General features: G+C 75.9%; 12 protein-coding genes. 1 reads left to right on the top strand and 11 read right to left on the bottom strand.

Translation table 11 applies throughout. The features are described from left to right. The first annotated feature begins 33 nt into the window (after positions 1-33). Complete coding sequence (locus tag ACSNN9_RS03830; protein ID WP_436671229.1) at positions 34-291, top strand: TM2 domain-containing protein; 258 nt, start codon at positions 34-36, stop codon at positions 289-291. A gap of 101 nt (positions 292-392) precedes the next feature. Here ACSNN9_RS03830 and ACSNN9_RS03825 read toward each other — a convergent pair whose 3' ends face one another. The 11 genes from ACSNN9_RS03825 to ACSNN9_RS03775 form a co-directional block, all read right to left on the bottom strand. Beyond that, positions 393-998: an NUDIX domain-containing protein gene (locus ACSNN9_RS03825; RefSeq protein WP_436671228.1), complete on the bottom strand. Its 606-nt coding sequence runs from the start codon at positions 996-998 to the stop codon at positions 393-395. A 76-nt stretch (positions 999-1,074) separates the two neighbouring features. Beyond that, complete coding sequence (locus ACSNN9_RS03820; RefSeq protein WP_436671227.1) at positions 1,075-2,826, bottom strand: CTP synthase; 1,752 nt, start codon at positions 2,824-2,826, stop codon at positions 1,075-1,077. Positions 2,827-2,976: 150 nt separating this feature from the next. Continuing rightward, positions 2,977-5,361 carry a hypothetical protein gene (locus ACSNN9_RS03815; RefSeq protein ID WP_436671226.1) on the bottom strand — a complete coding sequence of 795 codons (2,385 nt, stop codon included), beginning with the start codon at positions 5,359-5,361 and terminating at the stop codon, positions 2,977-2,979. Then, a complete protein-coding gene (locus ACSNN9_RS03810; RefSeq protein ID WP_436671225.1) occupies positions 5,361-6,521 on the bottom strand; it encodes a glycosyltransferase family 4 protein in 1,161 nt (386 codons plus the stop codon). The genes ACSNN9_RS03815 and ACSNN9_RS03810 overlap by 1 nt, the downstream gene beginning before the upstream one ends. Positions 6,522-6,576: 55 nt before the next feature. Further along, entirely contained in the window at positions 6,577-8,277 is a 1,701-nt protein-coding gene (gene murJ, locus ACSNN9_RS03805; RefSeq protein ID WP_436671224.1) for a murein biosynthesis integral membrane protein MurJ, read from the bottom strand. A gap of 1 nt (position 8,278) precedes the next feature. Beyond that, positions 8,279-9,145 (bottom strand): hypothetical protein, encoded by an 867-nt coding sequence (locus tag ACSNN9_RS03800; protein ID WP_436671223.1) that lies wholly within the window; start codon positions 9,143-9,145, stop codon positions 8,279-8,281. Between the two features lie 61 nt (positions 9,146-9,206). Then, complete coding sequence (locus ACSNN9_RS03795; protein WP_436671222.1) at positions 9,207-10,145, bottom strand: copper transporter; 939 nt, start codon at positions 10,143-10,145, stop codon at positions 9,207-9,209. A gap of 27 nt (positions 10,146-10,172) precedes the next feature. Then, a complete protein-coding gene (gene steA / locus ACSNN9_RS03790) occupies positions 10,173-11,351 on the bottom strand; it encodes a putative cytokinetic ring protein SteA (protein WP_357883192.1) in 1,179 nt (392 codons plus the stop codon). Between the two features lie 120 nt (positions 11,352-11,471). After that, positions 11,472-13,229, bottom strand: a complete 1,758-nt coding sequence (recN, locus tag ACSNN9_RS03785) for a DNA repair protein RecN (protein ID WP_436671221.1) — start codon at positions 13,227-13,229, stop codon at positions 11,472-11,474. Between the two features lie 127 nt (positions 13,230-13,356). Further along, positions 13,357-14,241 (bottom strand): NAD kinase, encoded by an 885-nt coding sequence (locus ACSNN9_RS03780; RefSeq protein ID WP_357883498.1) that lies wholly within the window; start codon positions 14,239-14,241, stop codon positions 13,357-13,359. A 73-nt stretch (positions 14,242-14,314) separates the two neighbouring features. Further along, a partial coding sequence (locus tag ACSNN9_RS03775) for a TlyA family RNA methyltransferase (RefSeq protein ID WP_436671220.1) occupies positions 14,315-15,089 on the bottom strand: 775 nt, incomplete at its 5' end.

The following is a 15,089-nucleotide window of genomic DNA, read 5'->3' as shown; positions in this document are numbered from 1 at the left end:
CAGGAGACCAGTGGATCACTAGGGTGTCGCCTCATGACCACACCTCCTTACCAGCCCGGCTACCCGTCGGGCGTCTCCGACAAGAGCAAGGTCGTCGCGGGCATCCTCGGCATCCTGCTCGGCGTCTTCGGCGCCGGTCGGTTCTACATGGGCCACACCAAGATCGGCGTTCTCCAGCTCGTCGTGGGCGTCTGCACCGGCGGCATCGGCGGCCTCTGGGGCACCATCGACGGCATCCTGATCCTGGTCAACGGTGGCGTCGACGGACAGGGTCGCCCGCTGCGCGACTGACCGGTCCGCAACGAGGAAAGGGGCCGTGCGGCGTACCGCACGGCCCCTCATCACGTAGACCCGCACCCGTCGCCGGGCCACCGGCGGCGACGCGACCGCCGTCAGCGCGGCAGCGGCGCGTCCGGTCGGCGCAGCGCGGACCAGCCGGTGTCGCGGGCCCGGACGGCGGCGAGCAGCCCGGCCACGCAGGAGGCGTTGGTGATCTCGCCCGCGAGGACCATGCCGACCGCCTCGTCGAGGTCGATGCGGACGACCTGGAGGTCGGCCTCCTCCTCGCGTCGCTCGTGCCGCTGCTCCGCAGGCACGTCGGTCAGGTCCCGGGCCAGGAAGACCCGGACCAGCTCGTTGGTGAAGCCCGGCGAGCTGTGCAGGTCCACCAGCACGTCGACCCGCCCGGCGGCCAGGTCCACCTCCTCGGCCAGCTCCCGGACCGCGGCGGCGGCCAGGTCCTCGCCGGAGACGTCGGTCAGCCCGGCGGGCAGCTCCCACAGGTGCCGCCCGACCGCGTGCCGGTACTGGCGGATCAGCACCACCTGGCCGGCCGCGTCGAGCGCCACCACGGCGACCGCGCCGACGTGCCGGACGACGTCGCGCACGCCCGTCCCGCCGCCCGGCATGGTCACCTCCTCGCTGACCACGTCGAAGATCCGGCCCTGGTAGCGCTCGGTGCGGGAGCGCACCTCGTAGCGGTGCTCGACGGCGCTCACGACGCCGCCCCGCTTCGCGTCCCAGCGGCGTGAGCCGCCACGCTGCTGTGCCCGATGGTTCGCTCGCTCCGCCCGCTCACGACGCCGACGCCGCCTTCGCGGCGGCGCCACCGTTGCGGGCGGCCTTCTTCGCGGCGGCGCTCTCGGCCGCGTCCAGGTCGACCGGAAGCTGGTCGGCCTCCGAGTAGGCCACCGCCGCCTTCACGAAGGAGGCGAAGAGCGGGTGCGGCCGGGTCGGCCGGCTCTTCAGCTCCGGGTGCGCCTGGGTGGCGACGAAGAACGGGTGCAGGCCCCGGTCCAGCTCGATGAACTCGACCAGCCGCCCGTCCGGCGAGGTGCCGGAGATGTGCAGGCCGGCCTTGGTCAGCGCGTCGCGGTAGGCGTTGTTCACCTCGTACCGGTGCCGGTGCCGCTCGCTGACCTCGGTGCTGCCGTACGCCTCGGCGACCAGCGAGCCCTCGGCGATCGCCGCCGGGTAGGCCCCCAGCCGCATGGTGCCGCCCAGGTCGCCCCGGCCGGCGACGATGTCCTCCTGGTCGGCCATCGTGGCGATGACCGGGTGCGCGGCTTCCTCGTCGAACTCCAGCGAGTTGGCGCCCTCCAGGCCGGCCAGGTGCCGGGCCACCTCGATGGTCATGCACTGCAGGCCGAGGCAGAGGCCGAGCAGCGGGATGCCGTTCTCGCGGGCGTACCGGGCCGTGCCGATCTTGCCCTCGATGCCGCGCACGCCGAAGCCGCCCGGGATGACGATGCCGTCCACGCCGGCCAGGGCGGCCGCCGCGCCGGTCGGGGTGACGCACTCGTCGCTGGGCACCCAGCGCAGCTGCACCCGGGCCCGGTGGCCGAAGCCGGCGGCGCGGATCGCCTCGCTCACCGACAGGTACGCGTCGGGCAGGTCGACGTACTTGCCGACCACGGCGACGGTGACGGTGTGCCGGGGCTGGTGCACCCGCTCCAGCAGGTCGTCCCAGCTGGTCCAGTCGACGTCTCGGAAGGAGAGGCCGAGCCGGCGCACCACGTACGCGTCGAGGCCCTCGCGGTGCAGCACCTTCGGGATGTCGTAGATGCTCGGCGCGTCCGGGGCGGCGGTGACGGCCTCGCGGTCGACGTCGCAGTAGAGCGACAGCTTCTGCTTGACCTTGTCGGGGATCTCCCGGTCGCAGCGCAGCACCAGCGCGTCGGGCTGGATGCCGATGCTGCGCAGCTGGGCCACCGAGTGCTGGGTCGGCTTCGTCTTCAGCTCGCCCGACGGCGCCAGGTACGGCACCAGCGAGACGTGCAGGTAGAAGCAGTTGTCCCGGCCCAGGTCGTGGCGGACCTGGCGGATCGCCTCCAGGAACGGCAGCGACTCGATGTCGCCGACGGTGCCGCCGACCTCGGTGATCACCACGTCCGGCACCTGGCCGTCGTCGTCGGGGTCGGCCATCGCCAGGATCCGCGACTTGATCTCGTTGGTGATGTGCGGGATGACCTGGACCGTGTCGCCCAGGTACTCGCCGCGCCGCTCCTTGGCGATCACCTCCGAGTAGATCTGGCCGGTCGTGACGTTCGCCTTGCCGGAGAGCGCCCGGTCCAGGAACCGCTCGTAGTGTCCGACGTCGAGGTCGGTCTCGGCGCCGTCCTCGGTGACGAAGACCTCGCCGTGCTGGAACGGGTTCATCGTCCCCGGGTCGACGTTGAGGTAGGGGTCGAGCTTCTGCATGACCACGCGCAGGCCGCGCGCGGTGAGCAGGTTGCCGAGGCTGGAGGCGGTGAGGCCCTTACCCAGCGAGGAGGCGACTCCCCCGGTGACGAAAATGTGCCTGGTCGTCCGTGCTGAAGGGGCCAAGGCCTGCTCCCGTGTCGTCCGTCGCGGTCGTGCAGACCGCCGTGCCGATCAGCCAAGTGATCACGCGATCCACGGGATTCCACGGTAACACCTCTGCCGGCCCGCCCGCCGGGCGCACCCGCAGCGGGCGGCGGCGCGTCGGTCCCCGGCTCAGGAGGCGGTGACCTCGGTCGATGGCCGACCCGCCGGCGCGCGCTGCCCGGCGTCCGTGCCGGCCGTCGGCCCGTCCGCCCCGGTCGCCGGGCCGGGGACGCGCGGGGCCGGGGGCGCCGGCGCCACGGCCGGTCCCGCGCCCGGATTCGGGGTACGGGCGGCGTCCGCCCCCGCGCCGCTCGGCGCCGGCCGGTCCGGGTCCTCGCCGTCCGGTCCCCCGCCGCTGTCGCCGCCCGACCCGTCGCCCGTGCCGCCGGGCCCGTCGTCGCGCTGGCGGCCCGCGTCGGGCAGCGTGCGGTCGGTGGAGTGGTCGAGCACCCGCAGCGCGGCCAGCGCCGCCATCGGCACCACCAGGGCGGCGGCCGCGCCGGCCACGTCCAGGGCGTCGCCGCCCAGCACCCCGCCGATCACCGCGGCGACGGCGGTGCCGGCCATGGCCGCCCGCATCGCCGGGTAGATGCCGAACAACCGCTTCAGCCCGCCCCACGGCTGGAGCAGGGCGAACCAGACCAGCAGGGCGCCGGCCAGGGCCAGCACGGTCAGCGGGCTGTTGACCAGGGTCTCGAAGTTCGCCGTGCTGGACCGGTGCACGGTGAGCCCGCCGGTGCCGTCGCCGACGGCGGCCAGGAACCGGCCGAGGCTGCCCCGCTCGGCGGGGGGCCGACGCAGGTCGAGCACCGCGAAGCCGATGGTCAGCGCGAGCCCGGCCATGGTGGCCCAGGCCAGCCGGCTGATCGTCAGCCAGCCGCCGGCGCTGATCGCCGCGGCGACGCTCAGCCCGGCGGTCAGCGCGATCGCGCCGATCGGATCGGATCCCAGGTACGGGCTGCCGACGATCAGCACGGCGGCGCCACCGACGGCCACCATCACCGGCGGCCGCCAGGAGCGGCGGACCCGCTGGGCCAGCCACCCCGCGCTCAGCAGGGCGCCGGCCAGGAACACCCCGAGCCCGACGGTGCCCAGCCCGGCGTACCGGCCGCCCTCCAGGGCCGAGTAGCCGACCACCCCGTTGAGCTGGAGGCGGGCGCCGGTGAGCACGTCCATCCCCACGGTCAGCGCGGTCAGGCCGGCCACCGCGCCGAGCGGGCCGAGGGTGCCCGCGTACCCCGGCGCGAGCCGCACCACGGCGGTCCCGGCGACCAGCAGCAGCACGGTCACCCCGGCGAAGTACACGCCGGCGTGGTCCCCGCGCCACCAGGGCACGGCGTCGGCGAGCAGGGCCGCCGGGACGGCGAGGGCCACCGCGATCAGCAGCAGTTCCACGACCGCCACCACCCGCCGCGACACCGGCTCCGGGCCGTACGGGCCGGCGTGCCGGCGGGCCCGGCGCAGCAGCGGCAGCACCGCCACCGCCAGCAGCACCTGGGCGCCGGCCAGCAGCGTGAAGAACCAGTCGGCCACCCGGTGCTGGGCGGCCGCCTCCCGGTCGGCGTCCGCGGGCTCGGCGATCGCGGCGGCGAGGTCCGCCGGCCGACCGCCGACCGACTCGGCCGGCCGGCCGAGGAAGGGCCGCTCGGGCATCGGCCGGCCCAGCGCGGTGAGCGCGGTCGGCGCGAGGTCGACCAGTTGCAGGTAGCCCTCGCGGCCGGTGCTGGCCGAGGTGAGCCACCCGCGTTCCCAGCCCGGCCCGTCGGCGACGGCGACGTGCAGCCGGGACGGGGCCTCGGTGTCGGACACCCCGGCGACGAGCACCAGCGAGCGGGGCGGCCGGGCGGCCAGCACCCGGGCCAGGCGGGCGTCCGCCTCGCGCGCGAGCGCGGCCCGGGCCGCCGGGTCCTCGCCGGCGACCGTGCCGAGGTCGACGATGCTCAGCACGCAGGAGCCGAGCAGGCCCGCCGGGTCCGCCGGCAGCGCCGGGGCGTACCGGTCGACGCGGCCGAACGGCCGGGCGGCGGCCACGGCCGCGCCGGGTCCGACCGCCACCGAACAGCGCACCGACTCCGACAGCGCGCCGGGCACCGTGCCCCAGGGCAGCCGCTCCTGGTTGTGCAGGACGACGCTCTCCTGGTCGGGCAGGTTCGCGCCGATGCCGTCGGGCTGCTCCACCGTCACCTGGGCCGGCGGGCAGCCGCCGGCCTGCCGGCTGCCGTTCCAGGCGGCGTAGCTGCCGGCGCCGAGGGTCAGCCAGCCGTCCACGGGGCAGGTCGGCCGGTGCGCGGAACGGACCGACAGGGAGCCGATCGAGCCGCCCTGGGCCATCCGCCACAGCGTCGGCGTGGTCTGCGGGTCAACGTCCTCCCAGCGCAGCCCGGCCACCCCGACCAGCACCACGAAGTCGGCGGTGCGCCCCGGCGCCGCCCGGTCGGGGCGGGCCGTCAGCGCGGTGATGCCCAGCGCCACCACGACGAGGGTCAGCAGGATCGGGGCGATTCTGCGCCGCATCACCGGCGTCCCGTCGACGGGGCGTCCGCGTCGGGAGCCGCCGGCCCGGCGCCGTCCGGGGCCAGCTCGGCGTAGAGCGCCGCCAGCTGGGCGAGGGTGTCGGCCTCGGTGGGCCAGGTGGCGGCCCGGGCGGCGCCGCGCCGCCCCAGCTCGGCCCGCGCGGCCTCGTCGTCGAGCAGGGCGCGCACGGCCGCGTCGACGGCGTCCACGTCCCCCGGCGGCACCAGCGCCGCGGCGTCGCCGACCAGCTCCGGCAGCCCGCCGACCGCGGTCGCCACCAGCGGTACGCCGGCCCGCATCGCCTCCTGCGCGAAGAGCTGACGGGCCTCCCAGTCGCTGGTCACCACCGCCAGGTCGGCCCCGGCGAGCAGGTCGCCCACGTCCGTACGGTGCCCGAGCAGGGTCACCGGGGCCCGGGCGGCGGAGATCCGGGCGGCCAGCGGCAGGTAGGCCGGGCCGCTGCCGGCGATCACCACGACCGGCGCCGGGGTCCGCGTACGCCACCGGGCGGCCGCGTCGACCAGCACGTCGTACCGCTTCTGCGGGTGCAGCCGGCCGACGGAGAGGATCAGCGGCCGGTCCTGGCCGACGCCGAACTCGGCGCGGACGGCGGCCCGGCGGCGGCGCGGCGCGGGCAGTGCCGGCGCGGCGACCGGGGCGAGCCGGGCGTCCGTCGCGCCCAGCGCGGCGGCCCGCTCGACCAGGTCGGCGGAGGCCCCGAGCGCCACCCGGGCGCCCCGGGCGACGACCCGCTCGACGAGGCGGGACACGCCGCCCCGCAGGCCGCCCGCGAGCACCGCGTTGTGCCAGGTGACCACGAGCGGGGCGGCCGGGCGGGCGAGCACGGCGACGAGCCCGGCCCGCAGGCCGTGGGCGTGCAGCACGTCGACCGGTTCGGCGGCGAGCGCCCGGCGCAGCGCGGTCACCGCCCGGGCGTCGGCCGGGGTCGGGCTGGCCGGGATCTCCACCGGCAGGAAGCGGGCGCCGGCGCCCGTGAAGTCGAACTGCTCCTGCGTCGCGGCGGGCCCGCAGACCAGCACGGAGGCGCCCGCGTCGGTCAGGCCCCGGGCCAGCGAGCGGACGTGCTGCCCGACGCCGCCGGTGCTGGAGGCGAGCAGCAGGGCCACCGTGCCGCGCCAACCGGGTGCCGGTGCCGTCACCGCGACCACCCCCGCCCGTCGGTCGCCGTCGGCCGGTCACCCGTCCTGCACCCGCTCACCGGGACACCGTCTCCTTCCCGCCACCCCGATCCGGGGGGATGTCTCCCTCGCCCGTCCCCTGGGCGGGGGCCGCCGGCCCACGCCGGCCCGTCCGGCCCAGCCGCCGGAGCACCCCGGCGAGCAGCGGCGTCACGTCCCGCCGGTCGACCAGCCAGACGACGGCAAGGAACACGACGCCGACCAGGGCTCCGGACAGCATGCCCTGCACGAGTGCGCCCGGTGTCGTCGGGGTGCCGCCGGCGGCCGTGTCGAGCCAGCGGGCGACGGCCGTTCCGGCGAGCGCGGCCAGGGTGCCGGCGAGCAGTCCGGCGGCGCCGGCCCGGGCCGCGCCGGCGAGCGCGGGGCGCCCGGTCGCGCGCCGCACCGCGACGAGCAGCAGGCCGCCGAGCAGCACCATCCCGACCGAGTTGGCCAGGGCGACCGCGAGCACCCGGTCCGCCACCGGCAGCAGGGCCGCCAGCGGCACCGCCGCCACCGGCACCGCCAGCCAGCCGGCGGTGATCGCGACGGTGGCGGGGCGGGTGTCCCCCCGGGCGTAGAGGGCGCGGGAGAGCACCGCGAAGAGGCCGTAGCCGAGCAGCCCGGGGGCGAAGCCGACGATGCCGGCGGCGGTGGAGCCCGGGTCGTCCGGGTAGAAGAACGCGGCGACCGGCGCGGCCGTGCCGATGAGGGCCGCCGCGCCGAGGCAGCTGAACAGCAGCACCCCGCGCACCGTCGAGGAGAGCGTGCGGCGGTAGTCCTCGTCCCGTCCCGCGGTGGCGGCGGCCGCCAGCGTCGGGTACGCCGCCACCGCCAGCGGCACCGCCAGCACCGCCCAGGGCAGCAGGTACATGGTCTGGGCCAGGTTGAACACCTGCGGCGAACCGGTCGGCCCACCGGAGACCCGCCTGAGCAGCACCAGGAGCGCGAGCTGCTGCGCGGTGACCGTCACCGCCCCGGCCATCGCCAACCCGCCGACCCGTGCCCGGGCGTCGGGCGGGAACGCGTAGCCGAAGCGAGGCCGCAGGCCCAACCGGCGCAGCGGGATCAGCAGCGACAGCGACAGCACCACCACGCCCAGCGTGGTGCCGGCGGAGAGGATCAGCTCGCCGCCGGGGCTCACCTGCGCGACGCCCACGCCTCGTCCCTCGGCGCCGCCGAAGGCGAGGTACACCACGATCACGGTGAGGCTGGACAGCAGCGGCGCGATCACCGGCCAGGCGAACCGGCGGTGCGCCTGGAGCACCCCGGTGAGCACGATGCCGACGCCGTAGAGCGGCAACTGCGGGGCGAAGACCCGCAGTTGCCGCGCGCCGGCCGCCAGTTCCGCCTCCGAGCGTCCCTCGCTCATCAGCGACACGACCGGGCCGGCCGCCACCGCCACCAGGACGGCCAGCGGCACCAGCAGGGTGACCGTCCAGGTGAGCAGGGCCCCGGTGGTGGCGGCCACCGCGCGCCGGTCGCCGGCCGCGACCGGCCCGGCCAGCAGCGGTACGACCAGGCTCGCCAGCGCGCCGCCGGCCACGATCTCGAAGATGATGTTCGGGACCGTGTTGGCGATCACGTACATGCCGCCGAGGTCGCTCTTCTGCACGACCCAGGTGAAGACGGCGGTACGGCCGAAGCCGGCGAGCCGGCTGACCACGGTGAGGACGGCGATGAGCGCGGCCGCTGCGGCGACACGGCCGGCGCCGGCGAGGGGTGCCGGGGTCGTCACGTCAGTCGGCGCGCCGGCCCAGTGCGTCGAGCTCGCGCAGCCCCGGGGTGCGCTGGATGACCTGGGTGAAGCTGACCTTCTCGCTGGCCGCGGTGAGGCCGGCGAGCACGGCGAGCAGGCCGGCCCGCCCGACCGGCCCGGTACGCGCGGCCAGCGCCACACCGAGCAGCGCGCCGAGCGCGTTCGCGCCGCTGTCGCCGAGCATCACGTCCTCGCCGAGGTCGGCGGGGAGCAGCCCGGCGGCGGCGCCGACGGCGCCGGCGGCGATCCCGCCGTGCGGGCCGCCGGCCAGCGGCGCGCCGAGCAGGAGGCCGGACTTCAGCGCCCGGCCGGGACGCAGGTCGAGCAGGTTGAGCAGGTTCGCCGTGCCGGCGATGACCCCGGCGCCGAGCAGCACGTCGACGCCCCGGCCCAGCGGGCCCTGCCGCTGGCGGCGCCGGTGCGCGGCGACCCGGGGGTCGGCGGCGAGCAGCGCGGCGGCACCGAGGCCCGCGGCCCCCACCCCGACGACCTTGACCATCCCGGCGGTGACGCGGCCCTCGCGCAGCGCGGCCAAATGCCCGGCGAAGCCCTTGGCCGCCTTCTGCTCCGGCCGGGCCCCGACCACGTCGTCGTAGAGCCCGACGGCCCCGGCGCCCACCCCGGCGACCAGGGCGGCGGCGCCCGACGGGCCGCTGGAGGCGCCGAACGCGCCCACCCCGGCCGCGCCGGCCGCGAGCGCGGGGCCGGCGGCCAGGCTCACCGTGCGACCGCGGAAGTTGGTCCGGTCGAGCGCGGGACCGGCCGGTGAGGTGCGCACCTCGCGCAGCGCGTACCGGACGGCGGCGGCGCCCGCGCCGGCGATCAGCAGTCGACCGAGCAGACTCACGCGTCTCCCTCCCGCCGTACGTCGGCGAAGCTGGATCCGGACACCGGGGTACGTCGTCGCATCACTGGGGCAGTCTAGGCAGCAGGGTGGCGTTGTCGGCGACGCCGTACTGCCCGGCCTTCTTCTCGGTGACCTGCTGCACCAGCGCGAGGGCGGTGACCAGCTGGCCCTGGACGGTGTTGGCGTTGTCGACGGTGGAGATGGTCTGCACCAGCACGGGGTCGCTCCGCACGGCGGCCACCAGGTTCCCGCCGGCCGAGCCGTTGCCGCCCACGACGATCGTCCCGGTGCGGTCGAACTGCTCGGCGACCTTGAGCACCGACTCGTCCTTCTTCGCCGAGTCCTTGTCCACGTACGGCTGCCCGCTGACCACGACGACGGCCTCCGCCGACGCGGTGACCCGGTCCTCCGTGGTCAGGTAGTTGGCGTTGGTGTACGCGGCCAGCACCGCCCGCCGGTCGGCCTCGCTGACCGGGGTCGCGCCGGGCGCCCGGTCGAGCAGCACGCTGGCCAGCAGCGCGGTCGACGTCTCCACCCCGTGCCCGTTGCCGGGCAGCCCGGCGGTCGGCGCGCTGGTGGGGCGCGCGGCGGTGACGGCCAGCTCCAGCAGGTTGTTGTTGTTGTCCGGGTTGATGAACTTGTCCTGCAGGTCGATGCGACCGGTCACCTGGGCCCCGGCGAGCTGGAGCATCTTGACCACGCCCTCGGTGTGGTCGCGCCCCGTGGGCAGGCTGACCACCAGCACCCGCTTGTTGGTCAGCGTGCCGGGCAGGACGACCTCGGCGATCTGGGCCGCGAACTCCTCCTCGAGCTCCAGCTCCTTCTCCATGTTCTGGACCGCCTGGCGCATCAGCTGGTTGTCCTTGCGCAGCCCGTTGACGTTCTCCTTGAGCGAGTCGGCCACCGGGCCGTTCAGGGCGGCGGTGCCGACCACCAGGCCGATCGCCAGCGCGAGGAAGACCGCGGTCAGGGACACCACGTGGTACCGGAAGTTGATCACACCTGCAGCCTCTTGATCGGTGGGACGCTAGAAAAGCTGTTCAAGCTGGAACACGAAATTGTTCCACCACTCGGAGACCACGCCCAAATACGCCTTGCCGACCGTGGAGACCGCCACCGCCGACGCCATCGCCGCGATCGCGGAGAGCACCAGCAGCAGCAGCGACGACCCGGAGATGCTCTGCCGGTAGAGCCGGCTCACACCCTTGGCGTCGACCAGCTTCCCGCCGACCTTGAGCCGGGTCAGGAACGTGGAGGCCATCCCGCCGCGGCCCTTGTCGAGGAACTCGACGAGCGTGGCGTGGGTGCCGACCGCGACCAGCAGCGAGGCGCCCTTCTCGTCGGCCAGCAGCATGGCCAGGTCCTCGCTGGTCGCCGCCGCCGGGAAGGTCACCGCCGGGACGCCGAGGCCGTTGACCCGGGCCAGGCCCGGCGCCCGGCCGTCCGGGTAGGCGTGCACGATCACCTCGGCGCCGCAGCGCAACACGTCGTCGGTGACCGAGTCCATGTCGCCGATGATCACGTCGGGCGTGTAGCCGGCCTCCACCAGCGCGTCCGCGCCGCCGTCCACGCCGATCAGGACCGGCTTGAACTCGCGGATGTAGGGACGCAGCACGTCCAGGTCGGCCTTGTAGTCGTAGCCGCGCACCACGATCAGGCAGTGCCGCCCCTGCATCTCGGTCTGGATCTCGGGCACGCCGACGCCGTCGAGGAGCAGGTCGCGCTCCTGGCGGAGGTAGTCCATCGTGTTGGCGGCGAACGCCTCCAACTGGACCGAGAGCCCCTCCCGGGCGTCGGCCATCGACTTGGCCACCGTCTCGGCGTCCTGAAGGCTGCCGTGTGCCACCGGCTCGTCGCCGACGAAGACGGTGTTGCCCTCGATCCGCACGGTGTCGCCCTCGCGGATCCGCTCGAAGACCCCCTCCCCCAGGTCGTCCAGGAGCGGGATGCCGGCGGCCACCAGCACCTCCGGGCCCAGGTTGGGGTAGCGGCCGGAGACCGAGGGCTTCGCGTTGAGCACGGCACCGACACCGACGGCGACGAGCGAATCGGCGGCCACCCGGTCGAGGTCGACGTGGTCGATGACCGCGATGTCGCCGGGGCGGAGCCGGCCGACCAGGCGTTTTGTCCGGCGGTCGAGGCGCGCGGTGCCGAGGATCCTGCCCGGTTCCGCGCTCCGGGTCCGGCGCAACGTGGGTAGACGCATCGTGACCATCCTGGCATGTGAGGCAGGCAATTCTGTCGCGACATGCCTGGGCAGGGGCCGCCTACCCAGGGAAGCACACTAACGCGCAGGCCGGTGTGCCTGTGCTCACAATCGCCGACCTCACGGGCGCCTCTCCCGGGCCGCCACGGCGAGAAGCTCCTCGGCGTGCGCGATACCCAGGTCGGAGTCCGGCAGACCCGCGAGCATCCGGGCCAGCTCCCGCGCGCGCTCGGTGTCCTCCACCACCCGGACCCCGCTCGTGGTGACCGCCCCGCCCGTGTCCTTCGCCACCACCAGGTGCCGGTCGGCGAACGCCGCCACCTGCGGCAGGTGGGTGACGACCAGCACCTGGTGGCTGCGGGCCAGCCGGGCCAGGCGCCGGCCGATCTCCACCGCGGCCTGGCCGCCGACCCCGGCGTCGACCTCGTCGAAGACCAGCGTGGGCGGCCCGCCCGAACCGGCGAAGACCACCTCGATGGCGAGCATCACCCGGGACAGCTCACCGCCGGAGGCGCCGCGCTGCAACGGCAGCGAGGGCGCGCCCGGGTGGGCCAGCAGGCGCAGCTCGACCTCGTCGCCGCCGTCGGGGCCGACGCCGACCTCGGTGCCGTTGACCGGCAGGGTCGGCTCGGCGCGGCCGGCCGCGCGGGGCAGCACCGCCACCTCGATCCGGGCGTGCGGCATGGCCAGCCCGGCCAGCTCGACGGTGACCTGCTCGGCGAAGCGGCTCGCCGCCTCCTGCCGCGACGTCGACACCCGGCCGGCCAGCTCGGCCACCTCACCGGCCAGCCGGGAGGCCTCCCGGTCCAGCTCGTCCAGGAGGTCGTCGGAGGTGTCCAGGTCGGACAGCCGGCTGCGGGCCCGCTCGGCCCAGGCGATCACCCCGTCGACGTCGTCGGCGTACTTGCGGGTGAGCGCGCGCAGCGCCGCCCGCCGCTCGTAGACGGTCTGCAACCGGGCCGGGTCGGCGTCCAGCGCGGCGAGGTAGGCCGACAGCTCGGCGGAGACGTCCGTGACGAGCGTCGCCGCCTCCTCCAGCCGCCCCGCCAGCTCACCCAGCGCCGGGTCGGTGCCTGCCTGCGCCTCCAGGGTGCGGCGGGCGGTGCCGAGCAGCGCCGCCGCGTCCGGGGTCTCGTCGGTCGCCTCCACGCCGCCGGCCACGCACTGGTGGGCCACCTGCGCCGCGGTGCGCAGCCCCTCGGCGTGCTCCAGCCGCTGCGCCTCCGCCTTCAGCTCGTCGTCCTCGCCGGGCTGCGGGTCTACCCGGGTAATCTCGTCCAGGCCGAGGCGCAGCAGGTCCGCCTCCTGGTTGCGCTCGCGGGCGTTGCGCCGCCGGTCGGTCAGGTCGTCGACCACCGCGCGCCAGCGGGCGTACGCCTCGCGCAGCGCGTCGAGCAGCTTCTCGTGCTCCGGGCCGGCGAAGCGGTCCAGCGCGGCCCGCTGCTCGGCCGGCCGCAGCAGCCGCAGCTGGTCGGACTGGCCGTGCACCGCCACCGCCTGCTCGCCCACCTCGCCGAGCATCGACACCGGCATGCTCCGCCCGCCCAGGTGTGCCCGGGAGCGGCCCTCCACGGTGACGGTGCGGCTCAGCAGCACCGAGCCGTCCTCGTCGGGCTCGCCGCCCGCGTCGGTGATCCGCGCGTGCACGGTGGCGGCGACGCGGCCCTCGAGCCTCAGCCGGCCCTCGACCACCGCCCGGCCCGGCTGGGCGCGGACCCGCCCGGCGTCGGCACGCCCCCCGAAGAGCAGGCCGAGGCCGGTGACCACCATGGTCTTGCCCGCACCGGTCTCGCCGGTGATGACGTTCATGCCGCCGGTCAGCGGCAGCGTGGTGTCCTCGATGACGCCCAGTCCGGTGATGCGCAGCTCTTCCAGCACAGCAACCGACAGTAGACGCGGCCCCCGACAGTTGACCAGCCGGCGTGGCCGCGTCGGTGCGTCCGCCCGCCGACAGCGCCGCCGGGGCGGCCCGGGCGCGGCCGGTGGGCGCCGGCCCGCCCCGCGGTCACCGGCGGTTGCCGCGCCAGCCGTGCACGGGCAGGTCGAACTTCGCCACCAGCCGGTCGGTGAACGGGCGGTCCCGCAGCCGCACGACGCGCACCGGCAGCGCGCCGCGCCGCACGGTGACCCGCGCCCCGGGCGGCAGGTCGTAGACCCGCCGGCCGTCGCAGGACATCACCGCGAGGGTGGTGAACGGGTCGACGGTGATGGCGAACGTGGAGGTGGGCGCGGTGACCAGCGGGCGGCTGAACAGCGCGTGCGCGCTGATCGGCACCAGCAGCAGGGCCTCCACCTCCGGCCAGACCACCGGCCCGCCGCCGGAGAAGGCGTACGCCGTCGAGCCGGTGGGGGTGGCGCAGACCACCCCGTCGCAGCCGTACCGGGACAGCGGGCGGCCGTCCACGTCGACGAGCAGCTCCAACATCTGGGCGCGCTCGCCCTTCTCGACGCTGATCTCGTTGAGCGCCCAGGACTCGATGGTCGGGCCGCCGTCGAACTCGGCGGTCACGTCGAGGGTGAGCCGCTCGTCGACGGTGTAGTTGCGCTCGACCACGTCGCGTACCGCGCTGTCCAGGTCGTCGATCTCGGCCTCGGCGAGGAAGCCGACCTTGCCGAGGTTGATGCCGAGCAGCGGCACCTTCGCCGGCCGGGCCAGTTCCGCCGCGCGCAGGAAGGTGCCGTCCCCACCGAGCGCGAAGACGATCTCCGCGCCCTCGGCCGCCTCCAGGCCCGTCACCGGGACCACCTCGGGCAGGTCGAGGTCGTCGGCCTCCTCGGCCACGACCCGCACCTCGAAGCCGGCCGAGGTCAGGTCGGCGGCGACGGCGCGGGCGTGCTCGGTGCTGCGCCGGCGGCCGGTGTGCGTCACCAGCAGGGCCGTGCGGCTCACCGGGACGGCCGTCCCGTCGCGCCCGCACGAATCCCGCGCGGCACGCCCGCGACCGCGGGGCTCGCCAGCTCACTCACCCGGCCACCTCCTCCGTCGCCGCGTCCGGCTGGTCGCCGGACGGCGCCGGGCCACCCGGCCCGGCGGTCACCACCGCGCGCACCCGCTCCGGGTCGGCCGGCGGTGCGCCCCGGCGTAACCATACGAAGAACTCGACGTTGCCGCTCGGCCCCGGCAGCGGGCTCGCGGCCACGTCGGCGAGGCCGAGGTCGAGCCGGGCCGCCGCGGCGGCCACGTCGAGCACGGCCTCCGCCCGCAGCAGCGGGTCGCGGACCACCCCGCCGGTCCCGACCCGCTCCTTGCCGACCTCGAACTGCGGCTTCACCATCAGCGCGAGGTCGCCGTCGGGCCGGGTGCAGCCGGCCAGCGCCGGCAGCACCAGCCGCAGCGAGATGAACGACAGGTCGGCGACCGTGAGGTCGACCGGCCCGTCGATGACCTCCGGCGTCAGCGTACGGACGTTGGTGCGCTCGAAGACCCGCACCCGGGGGTCGTTGCGCAGCGGCCAGGCGAGCTGCCCGTAGCCGACGTCGACCGCGACCACCTCCGCCGCGTCGGCGCGCAGCAGCACGTCCGTGAAGCCGCCCGTGGAGGCGCCGGCGTCCAGGCACCGGCGGCCGGCCACCGTCAGTCCGCCCGGGGCGAAGGCGGCCAGCGCGCCGGCCAGCTTGTGCCCGCCCCGGGAGACGTACTCCGAGCTGGGGTCCTCGCCGGTGACCAGGAGCGGATCGGCGGGGTCGACCATCGCGGCGGGCTTGCGGGCCGGCACGCCGCGCAGCTGGACCCGGCCG

Source organism: Micromonospora sp. URMC 107 (assembly GCF_051386315.1).
Classification (GTDB): Bacteria; Actinomycetota; Actinomycetes; order Mycobacteriales; family Micromonosporaceae; genus Micromonospora.
The sequence above is the reverse complement of the archived record's forward strand: the minus strand, read 5'-3'. Positions and strand labels throughout refer to the sequence as shown.